The 23,352-nt window shown below is 70.9% G+C and carries 24 protein-coding genes; 17 read left to right on the top strand and 7 right to left on the bottom strand.

From position 1 onward, the window contains the following. Positions 1–49: 49 nt before the first annotated feature. Entirely contained in the window at positions 50–1,222 is a 1,173-nt protein-coding gene (locus EXE47_RS05755) for a Cdc6/Cdc18 family protein (protein ID WP_049929831.1), read from the bottom strand. Between the two features lie 94 nt (positions 1,223–1,316). After that, positions 1,317–1,520: a hypothetical protein gene (locus EXE47_RS05750; protein ID WP_049929833.1), complete on the bottom strand. Its 204-nt coding sequence runs from the start codon at positions 1,518–1,520 to the stop codon at positions 1,317–1,319. A 160-nt stretch (positions 1,521–1,680) separates the two neighbouring features. Here EXE47_RS05750 and EXE47_RS05745 point away from each other — a divergent pair, with 160 nt between their 5' ends. Beyond that, positions 1,681–2,079 (top strand): hypothetical protein, encoded by a 399-nt coding sequence (locus EXE47_RS05745; RefSeq protein ID WP_049929835.1) that lies wholly within the window; start codon positions 1,681–1,683, stop codon positions 2,077–2,079. Between the two features lie 113 nt (positions 2,080–2,192). Here the strand turns inward: EXE47_RS05745 and EXE47_RS05740 are convergent, their stop codons facing one another. Both EXE47_RS05740 and glpK read right to left on the bottom strand, forming a co-directional pair. Further along, complete coding sequence (locus tag EXE47_RS05740) at positions 2,193–3,359, bottom strand: hypothetical protein (RefSeq protein WP_080508546.1); 1,167 nt, start codon at positions 3,357–3,359, stop codon at positions 2,193–2,195. After that, positions 3,360–4,898: a glycerol kinase GlpK gene (gene glpK / locus EXE47_RS05735; protein WP_049929837.1), complete on the bottom strand. Its 1,539-nt coding sequence runs from the start codon at positions 4,896–4,898 to the stop codon at positions 3,360–3,362. A gap of 380 nt (positions 4,899–5,278) precedes the next feature. Here glpK and glpA point away from each other — a divergent pair, with 380 nt between their 5' ends. The 14 genes from glpA (at position 5,279) to EXE47_RS05665 (ending at position 18,900) form a co-directional block, all read left to right on the top strand. Next, positions 5,279–7,111 carry an anaerobic glycerol-3-phosphate dehydrogenase subunit GlpA gene (gene glpA, locus EXE47_RS05730; protein ID WP_086215703.1) on the top strand — a complete coding sequence of 611 codons (1,833 nt, stop codon included), beginning with the start codon at positions 5,279–5,281 and terminating at the stop codon, positions 7,109–7,111. After that, positions 7,111–8,490, top strand: coding sequence for a glycerol-3-phosphate dehydrogenase subunit GlpB (gene glpB / locus EXE47_RS05725; protein ID WP_089307762.1), 1,380 nt, complete (start codon positions 7,111–7,113; stop codon positions 8,488–8,490). The genes glpA and glpB overlap by 1 nt, the downstream gene beginning before the upstream one ends. Further along, positions 8,487–9,995: an anaerobic glycerol-3-phosphate dehydrogenase subunit C gene (locus EXE47_RS05720; protein WP_086215701.1), complete on the top strand. Its 1,509-nt coding sequence runs from the start codon at positions 8,487–8,489 to the stop codon at positions 9,993–9,995. The genes glpB and EXE47_RS05720 overlap by 4 nt, the downstream gene beginning before the upstream one ends. Before the next feature lie 128 nt (positions 9,996–10,123). Further along, the gene (locus EXE47_RS05715) at positions 10,124–11,116 is read left to right on the top strand and encodes a hypothetical protein (RefSeq protein ID WP_049929843.1); all 993 of its coding nucleotides are present in this window, start codon (positions 10,124–10,126) and stop codon (positions 11,114–11,116) included. Between the two features lie 80 nt (positions 11,117–11,196). Beyond that, positions 11,197–12,603, top strand: a complete 1,407-nt coding sequence (locus EXE47_RS05710) for a CRTAC1 family protein (protein WP_049929844.1) — start codon at positions 11,197–11,199, stop codon at positions 12,601–12,603. Positions 12,604–12,695: 92 nt separating this feature from the next. Then, entirely contained in the window at positions 12,696–12,896 is a 201-nt protein-coding gene (locus tag EXE47_RS05705) for a hypothetical protein (RefSeq protein ID WP_049929846.1), read from the top strand. Between the two features lie 98 nt (positions 12,897–12,994). Further along, positions 12,995–13,720: a ribosome assembly factor SBDS gene (locus EXE47_RS05700; RefSeq protein WP_089307763.1), complete on the top strand. Its 726-nt coding sequence runs from the start codon at positions 12,995–12,997 to the stop codon at positions 13,718–13,720. Between the two features lie 160 nt (positions 13,721–13,880). Further along, a complete protein-coding gene (locus tag EXE47_RS05695) occupies positions 13,881–14,366 on the top strand; it encodes an aminoacyl-tRNA deacylase (protein WP_049929852.1) in 486 nt (161 codons plus the stop codon). Positions 14,367–14,499: 133 nt separating this feature from the next. Next, positions 14,500–15,528: a metal ABC transporter solute-binding protein, Zn/Mn family gene (locus EXE47_RS05690; protein WP_137708087.1), complete on the top strand. Its 1,029-nt coding sequence runs from the start codon at positions 14,500–14,502 to the stop codon at positions 15,526–15,528. Positions 15,529–15,628: 100 nt separating this feature from the next. After that, positions 15,629–16,369 carry a metal ABC transporter ATP-binding protein gene (locus EXE47_RS05685; RefSeq protein ID WP_049929854.1) on the top strand — a complete coding sequence of 247 codons (741 nt, stop codon included), beginning with the start codon at positions 15,629–15,631 and terminating at the stop codon, positions 16,367–16,369. Continuing rightward, positions 16,369–17,445, top strand: a complete 1,077-nt coding sequence (locus EXE47_RS05680) for a metal ABC transporter permease (RefSeq protein ID WP_049929856.1) — start codon at positions 16,369–16,371, stop codon at positions 17,443–17,445. Before EXE47_RS05685 ends, EXE47_RS05680 begins: the two co-directional genes overlap by 1 nt. Positions 17,446–17,543: 98 nt before the next feature. Continuing rightward, on the top strand, positions 17,544–17,828 hold the full coding sequence (locus tag EXE47_RS05675; RefSeq protein WP_049929859.1) for a hypothetical protein: 285 nt from the start codon (positions 17,544–17,546) through the stop codon (positions 17,826–17,828). A 78-nt stretch (positions 17,829–17,906) separates the two neighbouring features. Next, a complete protein-coding gene (locus EXE47_RS05670) occupies positions 17,907–18,350 on the top strand; it encodes a hypothetical protein (RefSeq protein ID WP_049929861.1) in 444 nt (147 codons plus the stop codon). 37 nt (positions 18,351–18,387) lie between these two features. Beyond that, entirely contained in the window at positions 18,388–18,900 is a 513-nt protein-coding gene (locus EXE47_RS05665; RefSeq protein ID WP_049929863.1) for a DUF123 domain-containing protein, read from the top strand. Between the two features lie 62 nt (positions 18,901–18,962). Here the strand turns inward: EXE47_RS05665 and EXE47_RS05660 are convergent, their stop codons facing one another. The 3 genes from EXE47_RS05660 to EXE47_RS05650 all read right to left on the bottom strand — a co-directional run bounded on the left by EXE47_RS05660 (position 18,963) and on the right by EXE47_RS05650 (position 20,745). Continuing rightward, entirely contained in the window at positions 18,963–19,445 is a 483-nt protein-coding gene (locus tag EXE47_RS05660; protein WP_049929865.1) for an acyl-CoA thioesterase, read from the bottom strand. Between the two features lie 79 nt (positions 19,446–19,524). Next, positions 19,525–19,983 carry a bifunctional nuclease family protein gene (locus EXE47_RS05655; protein ID WP_049929866.1) on the bottom strand — a complete coding sequence of 153 codons (459 nt, stop codon included), beginning with the start codon at positions 19,981–19,983 and terminating at the stop codon, positions 19,525–19,527. 72 nt (positions 19,984–20,055) lie between these two features. Next, the gene (locus tag EXE47_RS05650; protein ID WP_049929867.1) at positions 20,056–20,745 is read right to left on the bottom strand and encodes a winged helix-turn-helix domain-containing protein; all 690 of its coding nucleotides are present in this window, start codon (positions 20,743–20,745) and stop codon (positions 20,056–20,058) included. A 123-nt stretch (positions 20,746–20,868) separates the two neighbouring features. On the opposite strand from EXE47_RS05650, the gene EXE47_RS05645 reads away from it, so the two are divergent. Next, positions 20,869–22,653 carry a TraB/GumN family protein gene (locus tag EXE47_RS05645; RefSeq protein WP_089307765.1) on the top strand — a complete coding sequence of 595 codons (1,785 nt, stop codon included), beginning with the start codon at positions 20,869–20,871 and terminating at the stop codon, positions 22,651–22,653. Further along, a complete protein-coding gene (locus tag EXE47_RS05640; protein WP_086215691.1) occupies positions 22,650–23,324 on the top strand; it encodes a metalloprotease in 675 nt (224 codons plus the stop codon). The genes EXE47_RS05645 and EXE47_RS05640 overlap by 4 nt, the downstream gene beginning before the upstream one ends. The last annotated feature ends 28 nt before the right edge of the window (positions 23,325–23,352 follow it).

Here is a 23,352-nt window from a genome sequence, read left to right as displayed (position 1 = left end):
CGTTCGAACGGAGGCGGGGCGGACCGGACGGCGGCCGCCCGCGCGGCGCCTACCCGGAGCGGGTGCGACGGTCGAACAGCTCGCTGAAGACGACCGTCGGGAACAGCGGGACGAGCCGGCTCGGCGGTCGGCCCTTACCGTCGGTCTCGCGGACGGTGACTCGTTCGAGCAGGCCGGCGTCGGCCAGCTCGTAGAGCACGCGCCTGACCGTCGACGCCGAGAGGTCGACGCCCGAGCGCGCCGCGATGGTCTCCGTCGCCACGCCGACGGTCGAGCGCTCGTCCTCGGAGAGCCCGGCGAGCTCGTAGAGGAGCCGCTGGCGGCTCTCGGGGAGCGCGAGCACACGCCCCAGCGCCACGCAGGGCCGGGGAACGCCGTCGACGCCGGCGTCGACGTCGCCGGATCGGATCGTCGACGCCCCCGACCGCTCCGCGTTGACCGCCGCGCCCATCACGGCCGCGAGGGCGTCGTGGGCGTCGCCCGCGGCCCACTCGACGACCTCGCGGATCTGGTCGTGGCTGAGCGCGTCTCGGCCGAGCCCCGTCGAGCACCGGCTCGTCAGCAGCTCGACGAGCACGTGTCGGCGGTACTTCGCGAACTCGACGGTCGTCTCCGGCTCCCAGCCGATCGCGTCCGGCGGATCGCGGCCGAGGAACGCGGGGACGAGCCGCTCGCCCACGTCGTTCAGCCAGTCGATCAGCGTCGCCGCCGTCGGCGTCTCGGCCTCGTTCGCGTGGTCGACAGCGACGACGAGGTCCGGACCGGTGCGCATCGCGTCGCGCAGGGAGGCGGCCAGCTCCTCGGTCCCGATCCCGTGGTCGGGAACGGAGTCGTCGCTCATGGCGGCCAGCATCGCGTGGTACAGTCGGAAGCGGGTCGACGCCCGCCGGGCGTCGACGTAGACGAACCCGGGGATCGTCGGTTCGACCGCCCGCGTCGTCGTCTGGATGGCCCGACGGGGGCCGCTGTGCGCCGCGAGCCGGTCGAACAGCGAGGAGACGACGGCGGACTTCCCGCTCCCCTTCGGGCCGTACACGTAGACGCTCGGCGGGAGCGACCCGGAGAACGCGGGCTCGAACACGTCGAGCAGGCGCTCGATAGCCGGGCCGCGGCCGACCGGCGAGTCGACGTGGGTGACCGGGGAGACGGCCTCGAAGTCGGCGAGAACGCTCATGCCCGCGTCGTAGCCGAGCCGTCGCTCGATCCGGTCGTCGATGTTCACGGGCCCCCCTCCGTGATCGCCGAACAAAACTGTCGCGACTCGCGGAGCGCGCGCGGCGGCGCGGTCGGGCGGGTTCGGCGCGCCGACCGGCCCGTTACCAGTGTTCGGGTTTGTATCGGTTGATGAGCGCCGTGGAGACGACAAAGACGACTCCGCTGATGAGGCCGGCTATCACGCCGACGACGAGCCGAACGGAGATCGTTCCCGCCGAGACCACCGCCGTCACGGCCGCGACGACTGCCATCACGACGAGGAGGTTCCGCCGATCCCGCCGGTCGAGCCCGAGCCGGTCCAACATACCACCACCTCCTCGGCGCGGTGATTAAATACCCCACGTTCGCTCCGTGGCGAGGGCTCACCGGACGCGCGCCCTCGACGGCGCCGACCGCGGTCGCGGGAGCGAGCGCGGGACTCGCCCGATGGAAACCTATACCAGCGTCGGGCGAACTACGACTGGTATGTCGAACGACCCGGGCGTGGAGGCGCTCCACACGGTCGACGACCGGAGCAAAGTTGTCGCCGTCCTGACGACCGTGGCCGCGTTCGGTGCCGGCATGTTCACCGTCGGCGACATCGAGTTCGTCTCGATCGCCGCCGCCGCGATCGGGATCGGCGCCCGGTTCGGCTCGGTGTGGTGGGGCGCCCGGATCTTCGTCGACCGCGACTCGGCGGCGGTCGCCGACCAGCCGACTGCGGGGCGCTACCACCACGGCGCGGTCGGAGTCGCGCTCGTTCTGGCGGGCGCGCTCGCCCTGATCGCCCGGTATCTCGGCGTCGAGGTGACGACGGTCGCCGTCGCCGCGTCCGCGGTCGCCGCCGGCGCGTTCCTCGCCTTCTCCGCGTTGCTCCCGGACTGACGGTCGCACCGGGGCGCCGTCACCGAGACACCGGTCGCTGTCCGGGCGATTCCGACCGACCGCGGATGAGCGATGTGCCATAATAAAAGACCCCTGCCGAAAGTGAGGACGCGTTAGATCCCCGTGCCGGGGATCCAGACGGCCCAGTTGAGCAGTCCGGCGATGACGAGCAGGCCGAGCGTCAGCGACCAGACCACGATGGCGGCCGCCGGCGGGTCGAAGTGCGTGTCGGAGTGCGCGTAGAACACGCGCTGCGACGCCTCACCGACGACCGCGGCGAACACGCCGAACAGCGCGCCGAACAGCAGCGCGGGCGCGGCGCCGAACGCCAGCGGCGCGGTCAGGTCGGCCGCCGAGAGGTCCGTGAGCGTCGTGATGCCTCCCTGCCACACGGAGAGGAAGGCGGTCGACCCCGCCAGCGTCATGTGGTGGGTGACCGGGATCCGGTCGACGCCGAGGTTCAGGAACAGCAGCGACCCGGCACTGATCCCGAAGCCGGCGAACACGGCGATGAGGCCGTGCCCGCCGGTGATCATGTTGTACGTGATGACGGCCGAGGCGAGACCGGCGAAGAAGCCGATCGCCGCGACGTGCGACCACTTGTACATGTTCGGCAGCCACGGCTCGACGGCGAGGCGGTCCTCGCTGGCCTTGCCGCCGTCGCCCACCACTTCGCCGGGCTCGCGCATCTGCTCGCGCTCGAACGGCCCCATGTCGAAGTAGCCGTTCGCCTTGTCGCTCACCTTGCCGACGATGCTGTATCCGAACACCGCCCGAACGACGAGGGCGCTGATGACGATGCTCACCGGGATCGGGTCGACCGGGATCGCCAGCTGCCGGGAGAGCTGCTCGATGAGGACGCCGAAGACGCCGAAGACGGCCCCCACGGCGAGGATGTCGGGTTTACTCCCCAGCGCGAAGCCGATGTCCTTCGCGTTGTGGTAGTCGAATCCGGACTCCATATAGCCCTTGTTGGCAGCGTAACCGGCGGCCGCGACACCCCCCGCGAAGGAGATATGCGGGCCGAAGACGGGACCGAACCCGACGTCCACGCCGAATCCACCGCCGCCGAGCGACCCGCCGATCACGAGGAAGCCCGTGAAGATGAACGCCGGCAGGGCGCCGAGCGCCGCCCCGAAGGCGCCGCCCGCGAGCGCCCCGAGAAGGATCGCTGGATTGGTCAGGCTCTGGATCACGTCGGTCGGCGCGCCCGGGTCGTAGCCGACCTGTAGCACGGTGTCGGCCGCGACGGCCAGTTCCGGCAGCAGTTCGACGCTCATCTATTCGTCCTCCTCGTCGATCGCCCAGTTCTTCGAGCGCTCGACCGCGTCGTCCCAGCGGCCGTAGAGTTTGTCGACATCGGCCTGGTCCTTCTCGGGCGTGAACTCGCGGTCGATCTGCCAGTTGTCGCGCAGCTCGTCGACGTTGTCCCAGTAGCCGACCGCGAGCCCGGCGGCGTACGCCGAGCCGAGCGCGGTGGTCTCGTCGACCTCGGGCCGCGCGATGTCGGTCTGGATGATGTCGGACTGGAGCTGACAGAGGAAGTTGTTCTTCACCGCGCCGCCGTCGACGCGGAGCGTCGTGGTCTCCACGCCGGAGTCGGCCTCCATGGCCTCAGCGATGTCGCGGGTCTGGTAGGCGATCGATTCGAGCGTCGCCCGGACGATGTGCTCCTTGCTCGTGCCGCGGGTCATCCCGACGATGGTCCCGCGTGCGCGGCCGTCCCAGTGCGGCGCGCCGAGTCCCGTGAACGCCGGGACCATGTAGACGCCGTCGGTCGAGTCGACCGAGCGCGCCAGCTCCGCGGTCTGTGCCGCGTTGTTGATCAGGTCGACGTCCTCGAGCCACTCGATGGCGGCGCCGGTGATGAAGATGGACCCTTCGAGCGCGTACTGGACGGGCTCGCCGGACATCTGGAACCCGATCGTCGTCAGCAGTCCGTGGTCGGACTCGACGGCGTCGGTCCCGGTGTTCATCAGGTAGAACGAGCCGGTGCCGTAGGTGTTCTTCGCGTCGCCCTCGTCGAAGCAGGTCTGGCCGAACAGCGCGGCCTGCTGGTCACCGAGCGCGCCGGCAACCGGGACCTCCTCGCCGAGGAAGCCGTCGGCGTCCGTGTGGCCGTAGTAGTCCTCGTCGGAGGAGGGGCGTACCTCGGGCACCATCTCCTTGGGCACGTCGAACTCGTCTAAGAGCTCGTCGTCCCACTCCAGTTCCCGGATGTTGTACAGCATCGTCCGGGAGGCGTTCGTGACGTCCGTGATGTGGTTGCCCGTCAGGTTGTAGATGAGCCACGAGTCGATGGTGCCCATCACGAGTTCGCCTGCGCGAGCGCGGTCGCGGAGGTCGCCGCCGCGCGAGCTCTGCATCTTGAGCGGCTCCGCGTTGTCGAGGATCCACTCGGTCTTGGTCGCCGAGAAGTACGCGTCGGCCTCGAGGCCGGTCTTCTCGCGGATCTCCTCGACCTTCTCGTCCTCTTGTAGCTCCTCAACGCGGTCGGTCGTCCGACGGTCCTGCCACACCAGCGCGTTGTGGACCGGCCGTCCGGAGTCTTTGTCCCAGACGATGGTCGTCTCGCGCTGATTGGTGATGCCGATGGCCTCGAGCTGATCGGCGTCGAGCCCGGCCTCGGCGAGCCCGTCGAGGACGACTTCTTGGGTGTTCTCCCAGATCTCGATCGGGTCGTGTTCGACCCAGCCCGGGTTCGGGTAGATCTGTTCGTGCTGTTCGTAGGCGTTCGCGACGACCTGGCCCTCATGGTCGAACACCATGAATCGAGTCCCGGTCGTCCCCTGGTCTATCGCACCGACGTACTGTGTCATGTTGTGGATCCCTCCTGTGGCGCTGGTCCGCGTGCGTCGGCGACCGGCTCGGCCTCGTCGTCGAGGGCGAATCCGGGGTCGCGTTCGCCGTCACGGCGTCCGACCGTCGAGGCCGACCCGTCCGGAGCCGGACCGAAACGGCCGGAAGACGCACCGCCGCCGCCGCGACATATCTTCACGGAAGCTACCACGCCGATCGTGAACATAATGTACTACCATAATAATCTTCCTGTTGAAATCCGGACATCGGCGCGAATGAAAAAGTCTAGTATATAAATAAATCGGCGCTGGCAGGGATTACACTACTTGAATATCCGTGATAGTTATGGGTGGGGCACCTCGGGAGGTAAAGTAAAGTGGTCGGGGTCCAAGTGGCTCGCATGGACAGACAAGTGGACGTCGTCGTCGTCGGTGGGGGCTCGACGGGGTGCGGCGTCGTCAGGGACCTGGCGCGACGGGGGCTCGACGCAGTCCTCGTCGAGAAGGGGAACCTGACGCACGGCACGACCGGACGGATGCACGGGCTCCTCCACAGCGGGGGCCGCTACGCGGTCTCGGACCAGAAGAGCGCGGAGGAGTGTATCGAGGAGAACCGAGTTCTCCGCGACATCGCGGCCCACTGCGTCGAGGAGACGGGGGGAATGTTCGTCAAGCGACCCGAGGACTCCGAGGAGTACTTCCAGGAGAAGCTGGAGGGATGTAAGGCGTGTAACATTCCCGCCGAGGTGATCGACGGCGAGGAGGCGCGCCGTCGCGAGCCGTACCTCGCGCGCGACGTCGAGAAGGCGATCGCCTTACCAGACGGCGCGATCGACCCGTTCCGGCTCTGCGTGTCGAACGCCGCGGACGCCCGCGAGCATGGCGCGCGAATCGAGACCCACGCACCGGTGACCGACGTGCTCGTCGAGGACGGCGAGGTCGTCGGCGTCGAGATCGAACACGAGACGGGACCGGGGAAGCGCGTCCACCGCGAGCCGGGGACGACCGAGGAGATCCGCGCGCGGCACGTCGTCAACGCGACCGGCGCGTGGGCGGGGAACGTCGGCGAGATGGCCGGCGTCGACGTGGAGGTGCGCCCCTCGAAGGGCGTGATGACGGTGATGAACACCCGGCAGGTCGACACCGTGATCAACCGCTGTCGGCCGAAGGGCGACGCCGACATCATCGTTCCCCACGAGACCGCCTGTATCCTCGGCACGACCGACGAGGAGGTCGACGACCCCGAGGACTACCCCGAGGAGGACTGGGAGGTCGACCTGATGATCGAGACGCTCTCGGAGCTCGTGCCGGCGCTCGAAGACGCCCGCACGCTCCGCTCGTTCTGGGGGGTCCGCCCGCTGTACGAACCCCCGGGGACCGGCACCGAGGACCCGACCGACATCACGCGCGACTACTTCCTCCTCGACCACGGCGACCGCGACGACCTTCCGGGGATGACGACCATCGTCGGCGGGAAGCTCACCACCTACCGGATGATGGCCGAGTCCATCTCCGACCACGTCTGCGAGACGCTCGGCCACGAGGCGACCTGCGACACCGCCGAGGCGCCGCTGCCGGGCTCCGAAGACCCGGCGCGCATGGAGGAGCTGATGGACGAGTTCGGGCTCCGGTCGCCCGTCGCGCGGCGCTCGGGCCAGCGGCTCGGCTCCCGGGCCGACGACGTGCTCGACGAGTACGACCCGAACCCGATCGTCTGTAACTGCGAGAGCGTGACCCGCGCGGAGGTCCAGGACGCTGTCGACGACGCCGGCTCCGACCTCAACGCGGTCCGGCTGCGGACCCGCGCCTCGATGGGGAACTGCCAGGGCGGCTTCTGTACGCACCGCATCGCGTCGGAGCTCGCCGAGGAGTACCCCGAGCCGGTCGTCCGCGACGCGGAAGACGAGCTGTACCAGGAGCGCTGGAAGGGCCAGCGCCACGCGCTGTGGGGCGAACAGCTCTCGCAGGCGATGCTGAACCACCTGCTCCACGCGACCACGATGAACCGCGACGGCGACCCCGCGAACCTCGACGGCGAGGTGGACTTCGGCGCGTTCGACGCGGGCGCCGACGCGCCGGGCGCCGACGGCTCCGGCGGCGACACGGGGACCGCGGCCGCGGACGGTGGCCGCGCAAGCGACGACGCGGCGACCGACGGGGGCCGCGCAAGCGACGACGCGGCCACCGACGGGGGCCGCGCAAGTGACGACGCGGCCACCGACGGAGGGCGCTGATGGCGATAAACAGCGACGTGCTCGTGATCGGCGGCGGCCTCGCCGCGATCACGGCCGCGGTTTCGGCCGCCCGCGAGGGCGCGGACGTGCGGCTCGTCTCGCACAAGTCGAGCACGCTGCGGCAGGCCTCCGGGCTGATCGACGCGCTCGGCTACGTCCCGGCGACCGAGCCCGCGAAGCCGCTCCGGGACGGGCCGCCGACCGCGGGCCGGAACCTCGACCGCGACGAGTGGCCGGACCCGGAGGGGCCGCTCGCCGACCCGTTTGAGGGGATCGACCGGCTCCCCGAGTCGCACCCGTATCGGGTCGTCGGGAGCGACGCGCTCCGGGAGGGGCTCGACCTCTTCGACGACCTCGCGGGCGACGCGTACCGCGGCGGCCACACCGACCGCAACGCCCTCGTCCCGACGTTCGGCGGCGCGGTGAAGCCGACGGCGCGCTACCCCGCGGCCGCCGAGGCGGGGCTCGCGAGCGACGACCGCCCGATGCTGGTCGTCGGGTTCCGGTCGCTCACGGAGTACGACGCGCGCGCCTTCGCGGGGCGGCTCGAGGCCGCGGGCGTGCCGTTCGACGCCGCGGGCGCGGAGGTCGAGTTCGCGGAGGCGTTCCGCGCCGACGCGAAGATCACCCGGCTCGCGAAGGCGCTCGACCACGACGAGGAGATAGACGGCGTCCCCGCCCGCGAGGCGCTCGCGAAGGCGGTCGCGCCGCACCTCCACGACGTGGTCGACGAGGCAGGCGGCGTCGACCGCGTCGAGCGCGTCGGCTTCCCCGCGTTCCTGGGCGACGACCGGGGCGAGGAGGTCCGCGAAGAACTCGCTGACCGGCTCGGCGCCGACGTGTTCGAGATCCCGATGGGCCCGCCGAGCCTCCCCGGCCTGCGGCTCGAAGACCGCCTGTTCGACGCGCTCGACGCCGAGGGCGTCCGGTTCGAGACCGGGAACCCCGTCGTCGGCGTCGAGTCCGCGACCGGCGGTCGCGTGGAGACGGTCGCGGTCGATCGGAAGGGTCGCACGGCGCCGTACGGCGCCGACGCGTTCGTGCTGGCGACCGGCGGGCTCGTCGGGAAGGGGCTCGACTCCGACCGGGAGGGGGTCCGGGAGCCCGTCCTCGACCTCCACGTCGACCAGCCGGACGACCGGTACGAGTGGTTCGTCGACGACGCGTTCGGCGACCAGCCGTACGCGCGGTTCGGGGTCCGGCCCGACGAGCGGTGTCGCCCCACGGACGCCGAGGGAACGGTACAGTACGAGAACGTGTTCGCGGCCGGCGGCGTCGTCGGCGGCGCGGACGCGGCGCGGGAGAAGTCCGCGAGCGGGGTGTCGCTTGCGACCGGCCTCGCGGCCGGGCGACAGGCGGCGACGGAGGCGAACCAATGACACGACACACGGACGACGACGGAGACGCGGGGGAGTCGAACGAGGCGACCGAGTCGAGCGACGGCGGCTACGAGGGGCCGACGCCGGGCGTCCCGGAGTCCGGCCGCGACGAGCAGCCGTCGGTGTTCGTCCCCGACGAGGGGGAAGTCGCGGAGACGGACGCGACCGCGGGCGACCGCGCCGCAACCGACGGCGGCGTCGAAAGCGCCTCGGCCGGAGCGGATTCGACCGAGCTCGACCCGGACGCGTACGACCCGGTCGACGTGTTCCCCGGCGGCGACCTCGACCTCCGCGAGGGGGCCGACTCCTGTTACAAGTGTACGAGCTGCGATACCTCCTGCCCGGTGGCTGAGGTCGACGACGAGTTCCCCGGGCCGAAGTTCCAGGGCCCCGAGCAGTGGCGGCTCAAACGGAAGGACGACCACGACATCGACGAGTCGATCACCTCCTGTTCGAACTGTATGCGCTGTGACGACGCCTGCCCCTCGGGAGTGCCGCTCTCCCAGATGCACAACGAGGCCCGCGGGCAGTTCGTCGAGCGCCAGATGGAGAAGCTCTCCGTCGAGTACATCCGGAATCGGGTGTTAGCGAACTACCGCACCTCGGCGAGCCTCGCGAGTATGTTCCCCCGGACCGCATCGTTCGCGATGAACTTCGGCCCCGCGCGGTGGGCGATGGAGAAGGTTATGGGGATCCCGAAGGAGCGCGACTTCCCCGAGTTCGCCACGGAGACGTTCCGCGAGTGGTGGAAGGCGCGCGGCGGCGCACAGGTGGAGAACCCCGACAAGCGCGTGGCATACTTCCACGGCTGCTACTCCAACTACAACACGCCCGAGGTCGGCAAGGCGTTGGTCTCAGTCTACGAGCACTTCGGCTACGAGGTGATGGTCCCGCCCCAGAAGTGCTCGGGCACGCCGATGTTCGCGAACGGGATGCTGAAGGACGCCCGCCGCCACGCGGAGACGAACGTCGAGAACCTCGTCGAGGCCATCGCCGACGGCGCGGACGTGATCGCCTCCTGTACCTCCTGTTCGCTGTCGCTGCGCCAGGAGTACCCCGAGCTGTTCGACCTCCACGGGATCGACGACGTCGCCGAGCACACCTTCGAGGCGCTGGAGTACCTCCGCATCCACGAGGACCTAGAGGAGGCGCTCGACGAGGCCGGCGGGCTCGACGACGAGCGCGCCTTCGCGTATCACGCGCCGTGTCACGCCCGGAATCAGGGGCTCTCCCGGCAGGCAGTCGAGACGTTCCGCGACGTCGACGGCGTGAAGATGGAGGACGTCGGCGACTCCTGTTCCGGCATCTCCGGCACCTACGGCTGGAAGGAGGAGAAGTACGAGAAGTCGATGGAGATCGGCGCGGAGATGTTCGAGCACATGGAGGACGCCGAGGGCGAGGTCGGGATGACCGAGTGCCCGACCTGCGCGATGCAGATGGAACACGGGACCGGCTACGAGATCGAACACCCGCTCCAGCTGCTCGAGGACGCGCTGGGAGCGTAAGGTCCCGTCGCTCCGCCCCCGCGCCGGACCCGACTCGGCACGTCGCGGTTTCCCCGCTCACCGGTGGTTATCGGACGCGATAACTGTGCGAGAATCCTTATGAGGAGGACACGCCCACACCGGTACACGTGACACTCGAACAGTTTCTCGATCGCTTCGACGGCCCCGAGCGCTCCGTCGTCATCGTCAACCGGACCGACCCGGACCCCGTGCTGAACATGCTCGTGGACACGTTCGGCGACGACGCGGTGGGAGTGGTCGACGGCCGCGTGATCACCGGCTCGGGCGATCGACGAGTCACCGACGGCGCGGGGCCAGCCGGAGCCGCGAGCGGCGAGCGGACGCACGGTCTCACCGCCCGAGAACTGGCGACGACCGGCGTGCTCGACGATGACACCGGGACCGTCCCCTCCCTCGACGTCGAGGTGCTTCGCCGCCACGACGACGTTCCGTTCGACGGCGGCGACCCCGACGAGATCGAGAACCTCGTGCTGCTCATGGAGGGCGGCGAGGTGGTCGCCGGCTCGACGCTCGCCGAACTCGGCGACGCGGTGCTCTTCGTCAACTCGGACCTGTACGTCACCGGCAGCCGGTCCCTCGGCGACGTCGATCTCCCGTCGGTGATAAGCGGCCTCGGCGACGCGACGTTCACGCTCCGCGGGTATCCCGAATCGAACCGACAGAAGCTGCTCCTCATCACCATCTCGCGGTTCATCGAGCGCGCGGCGTGGGCCGCCGGCGACGGCACCCTGCGCTCGTCGTTCCAGCGGCTCTCGCGGATCGACGACGAGGTCGGCACGCGGAACGTCTACGAGCGCGTCACCGAGACCGCCGTCGACACGCACCTCTACGGGGTCCCCGACAGGCTCCCGGCGGACCTCGACGCCGTGATCCACGCCGGGAACGACCCGGACTTCACAGATAGCTGGTTCGTGGTGTACCGACCGCCGGAGGGACCGCACTCGGCCGCGAGCGACCCGAGTAGCGACCTCAAGCGGGGTGTCGAGGGCGGCGTCGGACTCCTCGCGGTCGAGACGGAGCCGCGAGTCTGGCGCGGGCTGTGGACGTTCGACGCCGACCGGATATCGCGGGTGAACCGGTACATCGAGCGGAACCTATAGCCTCGGTTACCATTTCTCACCGCGGGAGCCGCTCGTATCCAACCCGTGCGTTCATATTCTCGGAGCGGTGACGGGCGGCCATGTTCACGGAGCGGTCCGGTCTCCTCGACGACGGACGCCCGATGCGCGGATACGGGGTCGCGGTGACGCCCGGCCGCGACGGACCGCTCGTCTTCGTCGCCGGCTACGGCGAGCCGAATCGGCTGTACGCCCGGAAGGACGGCCGCTACGTCGACACCGCCTGCGGGATCGTCGCCGACGGGACGCGCCACGGGATGGGCGTGTGCGCGGCCGACCTCGACGCCGACGGCTGCGAGGAGGTGTACGTCCACAACTGCGCGCGCGGCGTCGACGGCGGCGACCCCGACCTCCTCTTGAGCCGACTGGAGGCCGACCGGTACCGCTGGACCGACGTGTTCGCGCGGGAGGTGAACGCCGACCGCCTCGACGTCCGCGCGGGCCGGTCGGTCGCGGCGCTCGACCGACTGGGGACCGGCCGGTACGGCGTCGCGGTCTCGGGCTACGCCGCCCCGCTCGCGTTCTACGAGCTCGGCGACGACGGCGAGGTGACCGACATGGCCGAGGCGGTCGGGCTGGAGGTCGACGGCGGCTGTCGGTCGCTGCTCGCGGTCCCGTACCGCTCCCGCGAGGGCGACCTGTTCGCGGGCGTCGAGGGGGGACCGAACCGGCTGTTCAGCAACCGCGACGGCCACTACGACCGCACGGACGGCGGTCCCGCCCTCTCCGATCCCAGCGGCGACACCCGCGGCGCGGCGGTCGTCGACGAGGGCGGGACGTTCGCGCTCGCGGTCGGCAACGAGGCCGCGCCCAGCCGCCTCCTGCGCTGTTCGCCGGCGGGCGGCTACGACGACGTGGCCCCCGCCCCGCTCCGCGAGGTGGGCGCGGTCCGGACGGTTGTCGCCGCGGACTTCGACAACGACGGGCGCGAGGAGCTCTTCTTCAACGTCTGCGGCGCGGAGAACCGGCTGTTCGAGCGCGTCGACCGCCCAGGCGAGCCGCCGGAGTGGGAGCCCGTCTCGCTCGGGGCGGCCGCGGAGCCGGACGGGTTCGGCACCGGCGCGGTCGCGGCCGACGTCGACGGCGACGGGGCCCTCGAACTCCTCGTCGTCCACGGCGAGGTCGCCGCGCAGCCGGTGACGGTGTACGGCGCCACGGACGCGCCCGACGCCGGCTGGCTCCGCGTGCGCCCGACGACGCGGCAGGGCGCGCCGGCGCGCGGCGCGGTCGTCACGCTGGAGACCGCCGACGGCGTCCAGCGGCGGGCGATCGACGCGGGCGGCGGCTGCCTCTGTCAGACGGAGCCGGTCGCGCACTTCGGGCTCGGCGGCGCGAAGCCGCTGCGCGTGGACGTGCGGTGGCCCGACGGCCGCGAGCGGACCGTCGTCGGGCCGAGCCCCGACCGAGAGATCACCGTCGAACACCCGTCGCGCAGGGCGACCGACCGCGACGCGCGAACGAGGCGGTAGCTGCCGGACCCGTCCCGCCGAGGGTCGGGCGTCGTCGTGGCCAGAACTGCCGCCCTTCGCGGGTTCAAGTGCCCCCGGACGTACGGGGAGGTATGGTAGATCCGACCTCGGACCTCGAGGAGGACGTCGACGAGGAGTCCGCGCCCGGGTGCGCCACGTGCGGCCAGCCGGCGCTGGGGAGCGGTCGTCGAACGATCACGTGGGTCGACGGCGACGACATCGTCCACCGACACTTCTGCTCGGAGTCGTGCCGCGAGGAGTGGGACGACGAGCGGCCGTCTGCGGGAGGGTAGCCGGGTCGGCGCGGGGGCGCCGCGACCGGACGCCGCGGTTCATTGCGGCGAAGACGGCGGCGGGAGGCTTTTTGCCCGCGGGGGTGGTAGCGTCCGGTATGATATCGCTCGACGAGGCCGTGACGGCCCGACTGGAGTCACACGGGGAGCGCTTCGAGGTCCTGATCGACCCCGACGCCGCGCTCGCGATCAAGCGCGGCGAGTTCGACGGTGACTTAGAGGAGGTCATCGCCGCGGAGGACGTCTTCGAGAACGCCTCGCGGGGCGACCGACCGGCAGAGGAGGATTTAGAGACCGTCTTCGGCACCACTGATCCGCTCTCGATCATTCCGGAGGTCGTCGATCGCGGGGAGATACAGATCACCGCCGAGCAGCGCGCGGAGATGCAAGAGCGGAAGCACAATCAGCTGGTGACCACCATCACGCGCAACGCCGTGAACCCGCAGATGGACGACTCGCCGCACCCGCCCGAACGGATCGAGCGCGCGCTGGATGAGGCCGGGTTCCAGATCGACCCGATGGAAGCGGTAGAGAACCAGGTCGACGACGCGCTCGACGCGCTGCGACCGGTGATCCCGATCCGGTTCGAGGAGGTGACGATGGCGGTCCAGCTCCCGGCCGACTACGCGGGGTCCGGACAGGCGCAGATCCGGGAGTTCGGCGACCTTGAGCGCGAGGAGTGGCAGAACGACGGCTCCTGGGTTGGGGTACTCACCTTCCCGGCCGGGCTCCAGAACGACCTCTACGACCTCGTCAACGAGGTCACCTCGGGCGAGGGCGACGCCCGCGTGATCAAGGACAAAGACGAACTCCGGACCCGGTAACGGGTCCTGACGGCCCGGCGACGGCGACCGCGCCCGGAGAGCGACTGCAACGCCGACCGCGCTCGCGACACCGACCACGACGCGGACCGCGACTCTGCCCGTCGCCGCAGTTTCACCGCCTCCGAGAGGTTGATGTCCGCGGGGCGCGGTCTCGTATCGCATGCACCCACGCGCGGCGGAGTTCGAACGGCGGGCTCGGGAGCGGTACGGCGTCGAAATCGACGTGCTGGAGTTCGACGCCGGCACGGAGACGGCGGCCGCGGCGGCCGACGCGCTCGACCGCGAGACGGGCGCGATCGCGTCGACGATCGTCGTCTCGCTCTCCGGCGGCGACCGAGACGGAAGCCTCGTCGCCGCGATCACGAGCGGCGCGAACCGGCTTGACCTCGACGCCGTCGCTGACCACTTCGACGCCGACGACGCCGAGATGGGCGACCCGGGGCGCATCCGCGAGGTCGTCGGCTGGAGCATCGGCGGCGTGCCGCCCATCGGCCACGACGCCGCGCTCCCGACGGTGTTCGACCCGACGCTCACCGAGTACGACACCGTGTACGGCGCCGCCGGGACGCCGAGCGCGGTGTTCGCGGTCGACCCCGAGACGCTCGCCGACCTCGCGGACGCCGCGGTCGTCGACCTCACCGAATGAGGCGGCGTCGCGACAGGCCCGACGCCGCTCCGACTCCGGCGTTGTTAATCGACGGTCGGTTTCGGGGGCGAGATTATTAAGACTGAGTTATGAAATAATAACTTTTTTCTATTAATCCGCGTTACAGATCGGTATGACTCACTCACGGCGGTCGGTGCTGCGGCGCGGTGCCGGGTTGGCGGTCGCGGGAACGGCGGCGTCGCTCGCGGGGTGTACCGGGAACGGGGGCGGCAGCTCCGAGGAGTTCGACTCCGGGTACGCCGCGTTCTTCACGCTCAACGACTGGGCCAACGAGGTCGCGGGCGACAACGCGAGCTTCGAGGACCCGGTCGACGTGGGCCAGCTCGGCCACGGGTGGACGCCCGACGGGACCCTCGCGGCGGACGTCGCGGCGACGGACGCGTTCGTCTACCTCGACAGTCCGGAGTTCGCGTGGGCGCAGGACCTGGCGGCGACGCTGGAGAGCGACTACGACACGGTCGCCACGGTCGACGTGCTCGACGGGCTCGAAGGCGATCTGCTCGAGTGGAACCACTCTCACGGGGAGAGCCACGACGAGGAGGGCCACGACGAGGGGGACCACGACGGGGAGGGCCACGATGAGGGAGACCACGACAACGGGACCCGGTACGACCCCCACGTCTGGACGGACCCGGTCCTCGCGGCCGAGATGGTCGACACGATCGCGACCGGGCTGGGCGAGGCGGACCCGGACAACGCCGAGGCGTACGCCGCCAACGCCGAGGCGTACGCCGCGGATCTGGACGCGATCGACGACGCCTTCCGGTCGATCGCCGAGGACGCCGCGCGCGACGTGGCGGTGTTGGCGGGCCACAACTCTTTCCAGTACCTGGAGGCGCGCTACGGGTTCCGGCTCCGCTCGCCGGTGGGCGTCTCGCCGCAGAACGAGCCGACCCAGTCGGAGATCGCCGACACGATCGACCTCGTCGACGCGGAGGGGATCGACGTGGTGCTGTACGACCGGTTCCAGTCGCCGCGGCTCGCCGAGTCGATCGTCGAGAACAGCGGCGCGACGGAGGCGGTTCCCGTCACGCCGGCCGGGGGGACGACGCGGGAGTGGAACGACGCCGGGTACGGCTACCTCGAACAGATGACCGAGATCAACGTCCCGGCCTTCGAGCGGGCGTTCGGGGCGCAGTGACCGGCACGGTCGCCGGCGCGCCGAGCGACGCCCCGACCCGGCGGCGCGGCGACGGAGTAAAAGAGCTAAACGTGCGGCCGGTCCAGATGGGGCACACGAAGTGACCGCGATCGTCGACCTCGACGGCGTGACGTTCTCCTACGGCGACACCGTCGCCGTGAGAGACGTCTCTCTCACCGTCGAGGAGGGCGACTTCCTCGGGCTCGTCGGACCAAACGGCTCCGGGAAGACGACGCTGCTCCACCTCATGCTCGGCCTCCACGAGCCCGACGAGGGGTCCGTCGAGCTGTTCGGCCGGCCGGTCGACGAGTTCGACGACGGCGGCCGGATCGGCTACGTCTCCCAGAAGGCGACGAGCCGCGGCGGCGCGATGCCCGTCACCGTCCGTGAGTGCGTCACGATGGGGCGGTTCGCGCACGCCGGGCGAGGGCGGCTCTCCGCGGCCGACCGCGCAGCCGTCGCGGACGCCATCGAGACGGTCGGGGTCGGGGACCTGGCCGACCGGCTCGTCTCGGAGCTGTCCGGCGGGCAGAAGCAGCGAGCGTACATCGCTCGCGCCCTCGCGAGCGACGCGGACCTGCTCGCGCTCGACGAGCCGACGGTCGGCGTCGACGCCGAGTCGCGCGACGCGTTCTACGCCCTCCTCGACGAGCTCAACGAAGACGGGATTACGATCATCCTCATCGAACACGACATCGGCGTCGTCACCGACCGCGCGGACCGCATCGCCTGTATCAACACCGAGCTGTACCACCACGGGGACACGGAGTCGTTCGTCGATAGCGACGCCCTCGCGGAGGCGTACGGCGCGACCGGACAGGTCGTCCACCACCACCACTGATGACCGGGGAGACACCGGCCGACCGGGAGCGGGAGCGTCCGCGTCCGGACCGGACCGGCCGCGAACGAGGACTCCGCCGGACCGCGGAGCTCGCCGGGATCGGGCTCACGGGCGTCGTCGCGGCGGTCATGCTCTCGTTCCTCCTCCTCTACTGGACGCAGGACCTGCCGGTGGCGAGCGAGCTGTACGCCGCGTTCCGCTCGATGGGGCGCGCGATGGACGCCGCGTTCGGGACGAACGTCTTCCGACACCCGATCATGTGGCAGTCGATGGCGGTTGGCGTGCTCGTCGGGGTGGTCGCCCCGCTCGTCGGCTCCTTCCTCGTCCACCGCGAGATGGCGCTGATCGGCGAGACGCTCGCGCACACCGCGTTCGCCGGGGTCGCCGTCGGGATCCTCGTCACCTCCTCGACGGGGTGGAACGGCTCGCTGCTGCTCGTCGCGCTCGCGGTCGGCATCCTCGGGGCGCTCGGGGTCCAGTGGCTCACCGAGCGCACCGACGCGTACGGCGACGTACCCATCGCGATCATGCTCAGCGGGAGCTTCGCGGTCGGGACCCTGATCATCAGCTACGGCGACGGGCTCACCGGCGTGAACATCCAGGGGTACCTGTTCGGGAACCTCGCGGTCGTCACGCCGGAGGGCGCGCGCCTCATGGGAGCGCTCTCGCTGATCGTCGTCGCAGGCGTTGCGCTGACGTACAAGCAGCTCCTCTTCATCACCTTCGACGAGCAGGCCGCGCGGGTCGCCCAGCTGAACGTCACCGGCTACAACACCCTGCTCGTCGTGCTGACCGCGGTCGTCGTCGTCGGCGCGATGCAGGTGCTCGGCGTCATCCTCGTGGCGGCGATGCTCGTCGTCCCCGTCGCGGCCGCCTCGCAGGTGGCCCGGAGCTTCCGCGAGACGATGTACCTCGCCGTCATCTTCGGCCAGCTGTCGGTGATCGGCGGCTTCGCCGTTTCGATCGGACTCGGCCTCCCCTCCGGGGGGTCGATCGTCGTCACGGCCATCGCGGTGTACCTCGGCAGCATCGTCGGCTCCGGCTCCTCGGTGAAGGCGATCTCGTCGCACGGTTGACGGGTCGGACCGGCGGGCTCGGAGGCCGCAGGCGGCGGTCGTGCGCGGCTCGCGTCCGGTTTCCACAGACCCTTATGTCGCGGCCGCGACCGACGGATATGGGAGAGACAGAAACCTACACGGTCACCGGTCCCGACGGTGACGAGGAGTCGTTCGAACTGCCCGCCGGCCTCGTCGACGTGCTCAGCGAGCAGGGCGAGGCCGCGACCGCCGTGGTCTCAGACGTCGTCGTCCAGGCGATGGCCCAGCAGGCGCACGTCATCGTCCACCACAGCGAGGGCGACGTGCCCGAGGACATCGCGGAGATGAACGAGACGGCCGCGGAGCTGTTCGAGGAGCGGTTCGGGCAGTCGCTCGAAGACGCGCTCGGCCACTCGCACTGAGCGGGTCCGACGCGCCCCGGCACCCGAACGAGTTCGTCCGACCGGCCGCTTAAGACGGTCGAGTCCCTACGTTTTCGCATGTCTACTGACCCGGACGGCGCGGACGCGCCGGTGCTGATCTTCGACGGCGACTGCCCGTACTGCTCGGTCGCCGCCGTCGCGCTCCGCCGGCTCGAGGGCGTCGTCGCGGTCCCGTGGGAGGCCGACCCGGTCGGCCCGTTCCTCGACGCGCAGTTCGGCTCGCGCCCGTTCGCGATGGTGCTCGTCGACCCGGTCGAGCGGCGGGTGTACGCGGGGCGGTCGGCCGCCGAGGAGCTGGCCGACCGCGCGGGAACGCCGGGCATCGTCGGCGGGCTCGTGCGCGACAACTACGACCGCATCGCCGACGTCGTCGGGACGCTGTCCGGCCGGGGCCGCGACCCCGCGGACGTCCACGACACCTACCGACTGGACGACGACGCGGGCGAGATGGTCGGGTCGCTCCGGGCGGCCGCCGACGAGGCGCCGACCGCGCTGTCGTGAGCGCGACCGGGACCGGGTCGCGGCCGGCGGGGGACGGATGACCGACGCCGACGGCGGCAGCTACACCCTCATCGTCGCCCTCGCGGCCGACGCCACGCTGTCGGCGGGCGCGCTCGGCGAACACCGTCTCCCGGCCGGCGCGTACGCGTACACGGGCAGCGCGCTCGGCGCCGGCGGGTTCTCGCGGGTCGACAGGCACCGGCGGACGGCGCGGGGCGACCACGACGTCCGCCACTGGCACGTCGACTACCTGCTTGGTCACCCGGCCGCGCGGATCGACCGCGTCGTGCGGAGCCTCGGCGTCGACGTCGAGTGTCCGGTCGCGGAGCGCCTACCCGCCGGCCCGGTAGACGGGTTCGGCGCCTCCGACTGCGACTGTCCGAGTCACCTCGCGGCAGGCGACGCGTCCGAGGCGGCCGAGGTGAGCGGACCCGACCGCGACGCGCTCGACGGCCTCGCGGAGCGCGCGCTGGCGGCGCACGAGGCCGCGGTCGCGGCCGCCGCCGACCCGGACGCGACCGTCGAGGTCGTCGCGGGCTCGGGAGAGTAACGGGCCGTGCGGTCGGCGGTCGTGCCGGTTCACGGGGCTGGAGGTCGTGTCGGTCTGCGCGGTCAGAGGTCGTACCGGTTCACGACCTGTCGCAGCTGCTCCTCGCGCCCGTTCATAGCGTCCTCGCGGAGCGCTTCCTCGTCGGCGGTCGGACAGTCGAGGTCGGGGACCGGCGTGGGGCGCCCGTCGTCGTCGAGCGCGACGAAGGTGAAGTAGGAGGTGGTGGTCCGGCGCGTCTCGTCCGTGCGGGGATTCTCCGCGCGCACGTCGACCTTCACGTCGACGCTCGTCCGGCCGGTGTTGAACACGTATCCCTCGACGATCGCGACCTCGCCCATCTCGATCGGCGAGATGAAGTCGACGTGGTCCATCGACGCGGTGACCACCTGTCGGTTCGAGAACCGCATGCCGGCGATGGCGCCGCAGATGTCCATCCAGTGGAGCACGGCGCCCCCGAGCGCCCGGCCGAGGTTGTTCGTGTCGTTCGGGAGGAGCATCTCCGTCATCTCCGTGTGCGAGGAGGCGAGCGTCGCGGTCTCGTCCATGCCCGTGGTGGGAGATGCGGCAACTTGAACGACGGGCTTCGGCGCGGGCCCGCCGCCCGCCGAGTCCGGGGCCCCGGGCTCAGCGCTCCTCCGATGGGTCGCCGTCGCCGCTAAACTGGACCGAGTCGGGCGGTCGCCCCGCTTCGTCTATCACCTCGTCGGTGACGACGATCGGACAGTCGAGGCGCACGGCGAGCGCGAGCGCGTCGGAGGGACGGGCGTCGAAGACGAACCGCTCCGGCTCGCCCTCCTCGTAGCGCTCGGCGTCGACCTTCGCGTAGAAGGTGCCGTCGCGGAGGTCGTCGACGCGGACGCGGTCGATGGCGCCGCCGAACTCCGTGAGGATGTCAACGAGCAGGTCGTGCGTGAGCGGTCGGTCGAACGGTTCGCCCTCCAGCGCCATACCGATCGATCGGGCCTGGTCGCCGCTGACGAATATCGGGACGTACTCGTCGCGCGCGGAGAGGATCACCGCCGGGACGTCGCCGCTCGGCGCAGACCCCGCACCGACCCCGACGACCTCGGCTTCGTGTTCCATATCGGAACGTGGTGACGGCCGCTTGAATAGCTGTCCCACGCGCGTCCCGTTCGGTCCGCGACCCCCGCCGCCCTAGCTCGACGCTCGGTACCAGTACGCCCACGCCAGCGTGAAGACGAGCGCGGCGGCGACGAAGAAGACGACCCCCGGCTCGACGAGCGAGACCGCGTACTCCGCGAGCGGGCGGCCGACGAGGTCGACCGCACTGTCGGCGCCGTCGGCGGCGGTGTTCTGGTCGGGGACGCTCTCTATCGAGGGGCCGTCGGTGCTGGCCGTCCCAACGTCGTCACCGCCCGAGGCGCTCGTCCGCGGGTCCGCGAGCGAGCCGACCGCGAGGAGCCGCTGGGCGGCGACCGCGGCGAGTCCGATGATCCCGTACCCGCCGAGCAGACGCATGAGCGCGGTCTTGATCCCCGTCGACTCCTCGGAGCCGCCAGCGAACAGCACGAGCGGCTCGTCCGCTGCGGCGTACACGTCCATCTCGCGGCCCTTCTCGGAGTAGGCGGTGTCGACCACCTCCACGAGGTCGGCCTCGTCGAGCCGGGAGAGGTGGTACTGGACGTTCTGGAGCGAGGTGTCGACCTCGTCGGCGATCTCCGACTTCGTCGCCGGGCGGTCGTGGAGCGTCGAGAGGATCGCGCGCGCCGTCTCGGAGCCGAGGGCCGCGATGAGGTCGTCGGCCTCGTCGTCGTCGACGCCGACGACCCGGGGCTCGCGCTCCTCTGGCGTCGCGTCCGGCAGGGAGGGCAACAGCCGGGACATACGACATCCTGTGGCGCGTGAGGATACAAACTTGTTGGATCGTTGGGGACGGGTCGACCCCGCCCGAGCGGGAGCCGGGACCGACGCACAAACCCTAAACGCGGTGACCGAGTACGTCGGGTGATGACAGAGACGTCACGGGGGACCGACGACGAGGCACCCCCGTCGACCGACAGACCGCCGCGCACCGACGGCGGCGACCTCGACCGGGAGCCGGGCCGCGGACCCGCCGCCGACGGCGAGGGGAGCGTGACGGTCGTCGGGACCGCGCACGTGTCGGAGCGCTCCGTCGACGAGGTCGAGGAGACGATAGAGCGGGAACGCCCCGACGTCGTCGCGGTCGAGCTCGACGAGGGGCGCTACCGCCAGATGAACGGCGAGACGCCCGACGACCTCGACGCCGGCGACCTGCTCAGGGGGAACACGGTGTTCCAGTTTCTGGCGTACTGGATGCTCTCGTACGTCCAGACCCAGCTCGGCGAGCGGTTCGATATCGAGCCGGGCGCCGATATGAAGGCCGCCGTTGACATCGCCGAGTCGCTCGGCATCGACGTCGCCTTGGTCGACCGCGACATCCAGACCACGATCCAACGCTTCTGGGCCCGCATGACGATCACGGAGAAGCTCCGGCTCGTCGGCGGGCTCGCGTTCGGCGTCAGCGACCCGCGGGTCGCCGGCGCGATCGGCGGGCTCCTGGTCGGGATCCTCGCCGGGCCGGCCATCGGCCTCTTCGGCGGCGCCGTCGGGATCACCGACGCGATCCTGACGAGCGTCGCCGCGGGCGTCCTCGTCGCGCTCGGCGTCGGGATCGCCGTCGACCAGGTCGGCTCGCTCGCGCTCTCCCCGGACCAGCGGCTCTACGCCGCGGTCGGAACCGGGTTCTCGACCGGCGTCGCCGCCGGGGTCACCGGGGCCGCGAACGGACCCGTCTCGGCGTACCTCGGCGGGTTCCCCGTTGCGGCGATCGGGGGCTTCGGGATCGGGATCGGCCTCGGTCTCGTCGTCGGCGCCGTCCTCGCGATCGCGGTCAGCGGGTTCGGCGGCGGCGAGGTGGACCCGGAGGCCGGGGGTATCGAGGAGCTGGACGCCGCGGACCTCACCGACACGGACGTGGTGACGATGATGATGGAGGAGTTCCGGCAGTTCTCCCCGGGCGGCGCGGAGGCGCTCATCGACGAGCGCGACGCGTTCATCGCCCACCGGCTCGTCGCGCTCCGCGAGGCCGGGCACGACGTGGTCGCCGTCGTCGGCGCGGGCCACCAGGCGGGGATCGAGCGGTACCTCGCCGAGCCCGCGACCCTCCCGGCGATGGACGACTTGGTCGGCGAGGAATCGGGACGCGGGCTCCCCTGGAAGAAGGCGATCGGCTACGCGATCACCGTCGGCTTCGTCGGCTTCTTCCTCCTGCTGGCGCTCGGCGGCGCCGGCAACGCGTTCCTGCTCCGGCTGTTCGGCGCGTGGTTCCTGATCAACGGCGTCTTCGCCTTCGCCTTCGCGAAGGTCGCCGGCGCACGCTGGCTCTCGGCGGGCGTCGGCGGCGCCGTCGCGTGGATGACCTCGATCAACCCGCTGCTCGCGCCCGGCTGGTTCACCGGCTACGTCGAACTGCGGAGCCTGACCGTGAACGTGGCGGACATCGGCGCGCTCAACGACCTGCTCGGCGACGAGACGCGGTCGGTCGGCGAGTTAGTCTCCGCGATGCTCGACGTGCCGCTTTTCCGGCTCATCGTCGTCGTCGCGATGACGAACGTCGGCAGCATCGTCGCGAGCTTCCTCTTCGCGGCGTACGTCATCCCGGCGATGTTCGGCGCCGAGGTCGGCGGCGTCGACGAGGTCGGGCGGCTGCTCGTCGAGGGCGCGGTCAACGGCGCCGACCTCGTGCGCGGCGCCGTGGGGGGGATCGCATGAGCGGCGGCGCGACGTTCTCGGGGCGGCGAATCGCGGGGCTCTACTTCAGCGGCGCGGAGCTCCGCGACCTGCTCGTCGCGTGGCTCGCCTTGGGCGTGGCGTTCACCCTGTTCTTCGTCGGCGGCTCGGCCGGGATCGGTCGCATCCTCGCCGCGGGCGTGATCCCGCCGCTGTTCGTCGGGCTCGCGACCGCTGGGGTCGCCTTCCTCCTCCACGAGGTCGCGCACAAGGTCGTCGCGGTCCACTACGACCAAGTCGCGGAGTTCCGCGCGGACAACAGCATGCTGTTCCTTGCCGTGATGAGCTCGCTCCTCGGGTTCATCTTCGCCGCGCCCGGCGCCGTCCACCACCGCGGGCGGCTGACGCCGCGGGAGCACGGGCATATCGCGCTCGCCGGCCCGGCCGTGAATCTCGGGCTGATGGCCGTGTTCTTCCCGCTGTTCGCGCTCGGCGGGCTCCTCGGCAGCGAGCTCGTGACGATCCTCGGCGCGCGCGGCATCGCGATCAACGCGTTTCTCGCGGCGTTCAACCTCGTCCCGTACGGCCCGCTCGACGGGAAGACGGTGCTGTCGTGGAGCAAGCCGGTCTGGGCGGCCGTCTTCGTCCCCTCGGTCCTGCTCGCCGTCGGGCTCGTCTTCGTCGTCGGGCTCGGCTTCGGCGGCCCGTTCTGAGCCGCGGTCGGGCGACCGCCGCGCGTCC

The sequence above is a fragment of the Halorubrum sp. GN12_10-3_MGM genome, from assembly GCF_005435235.1.
GTDB lineage: Archaea > Halobacteriota > Halobacteria > Halobacteriales > Haloferacaceae > Halorubrum > Halorubrum ezzemoulense.
Note: the sequence above shows the minus strand (reverse complement) of the source record. Positions and strands in the feature narration are given on the sequence as shown.

Excerpts from the sequence above, each read along its gene's own strand:
- EXE47_RS05695 (WP_049929852.1), top strand. The coding sequence starts at position 13,881 with ATGCACCCACGCGCGGCGGAGTTCGAACGGCGGGCTCGGGAGCGGTAC.
- EXE47_RS05665 (WP_049929863.1), top strand. The coding sequence starts at position 18,388 with ATGACCGACGCCGACGGCGGCAGCTACACCCTCATCGTCGCCCTCGCG.
- EXE47_RS05740 (WP_080508546.1), bottom strand. The coding sequence starts at position 3,359 with ATGAGCGTCGAACTGCTGCCGGAACTGGCCGTCGCGGCCGACACCGTG.
- EXE47_RS05705 (WP_049929846.1), top strand. The coding sequence starts at position 12,696 with ATGGTAGATCCGACCTCGGACCTCGAGGAGGACGTCGACGAGGAGTCC.
- EXE47_RS05720 (WP_086215701.1), top strand. The coding sequence starts at position 8,487 with ATGACACGACACACGGACGACGACGGAGACGCGGGGGAGTCGAACGAG.
- glpB (WP_089307762.1), top strand. The coding sequence starts at position 7,111 with ATGGCGATAAACAGCGACGTGCTCGTGATCGGCGGCGGCCTCGCCGCG.
- EXE47_RS05710 (WP_049929844.1), top strand. The coding sequence starts at position 11,197 with ATGTTCACGGAGCGGTCCGGTCTCCTCGACGACGGACGCCCGATGCGC.
- EXE47_RS05690 (WP_137708087.1), top strand. The coding sequence starts at position 14,500 with ATGACTCACTCACGGCGGTCGGTGCTGCGGCGCGGTGCCGGGTTGGCG.
- EXE47_RS05745 (WP_049929835.1), top strand. The coding sequence starts at position 1,681 with ATGTCGAACGACCCGGGCGTGGAGGCGCTCCACACGGTCGACGACCGG.
- glpA (WP_086215703.1), top strand. The coding sequence starts at position 5,279 with ATGGACAGACAAGTGGACGTCGTCGTCGTCGGTGGGGGCTCGACGGGG.
- EXE47_RS05750 (WP_049929833.1), bottom strand. The coding sequence starts at position 1,520 with ATGTTGGACCGGCTCGGGCTCGACCGGCGGGATCGGCGGAACCTCCTC.
- EXE47_RS05660 (WP_049929865.1), bottom strand. The coding sequence starts at position 19,445 with ATGGACGAGACCGCGACGCTCGCCTCCTCGCACACGGAGATGACGGAG.
- EXE47_RS05670 (WP_049929861.1), top strand. The coding sequence starts at position 17,907 with ATGTCTACTGACCCGGACGGCGCGGACGCGCCGGTGCTGATCTTCGAC.
- EXE47_RS05675 (WP_049929859.1), top strand. The coding sequence starts at position 17,544 with ATGGGAGAGACAGAAACCTACACGGTCACCGGTCCCGACGGTGACGAG.
- EXE47_RS05645 (WP_089307765.1), top strand. The coding sequence starts at position 20,869 with ATGACAGAGACGTCACGGGGGACCGACGACGAGGCACCCCCGTCGACC.
- glpK (WP_049929837.1), bottom strand. The coding sequence starts at position 4,898 with ATGACACAGTACGTCGGTGCGATAGACCAGGGGACGACCGGGACTCGA.
- EXE47_RS05640 (WP_086215691.1), top strand. The coding sequence starts at position 22,650 with ATGAGCGGCGGCGCGACGTTCTCGGGGCGGCGAATCGCGGGGCTCTAC.
- EXE47_RS05700 (WP_089307763.1), top strand. The coding sequence starts at position 12,995 with ATGATATCGCTCGACGAGGCCGTGACGGCCCGACTGGAGTCACACGGG.
- EXE47_RS05680 (WP_049929856.1), top strand. The coding sequence starts at position 16,369 with ATGACCGGGGAGACACCGGCCGACCGGGAGCGGGAGCGTCCGCGTCCG.
- EXE47_RS05655 (WP_049929866.1), bottom strand. The coding sequence starts at position 19,983 with ATGGAACACGAAGCCGAGGTCGTCGGGGTCGGTGCGGGGTCTGCGCCG.
- EXE47_RS05650 (WP_049929867.1), bottom strand. The coding sequence starts at position 20,745 with ATGTCCCGGCTGTTGCCCTCCCTGCCGGACGCGACGCCAGAGGAGCGC.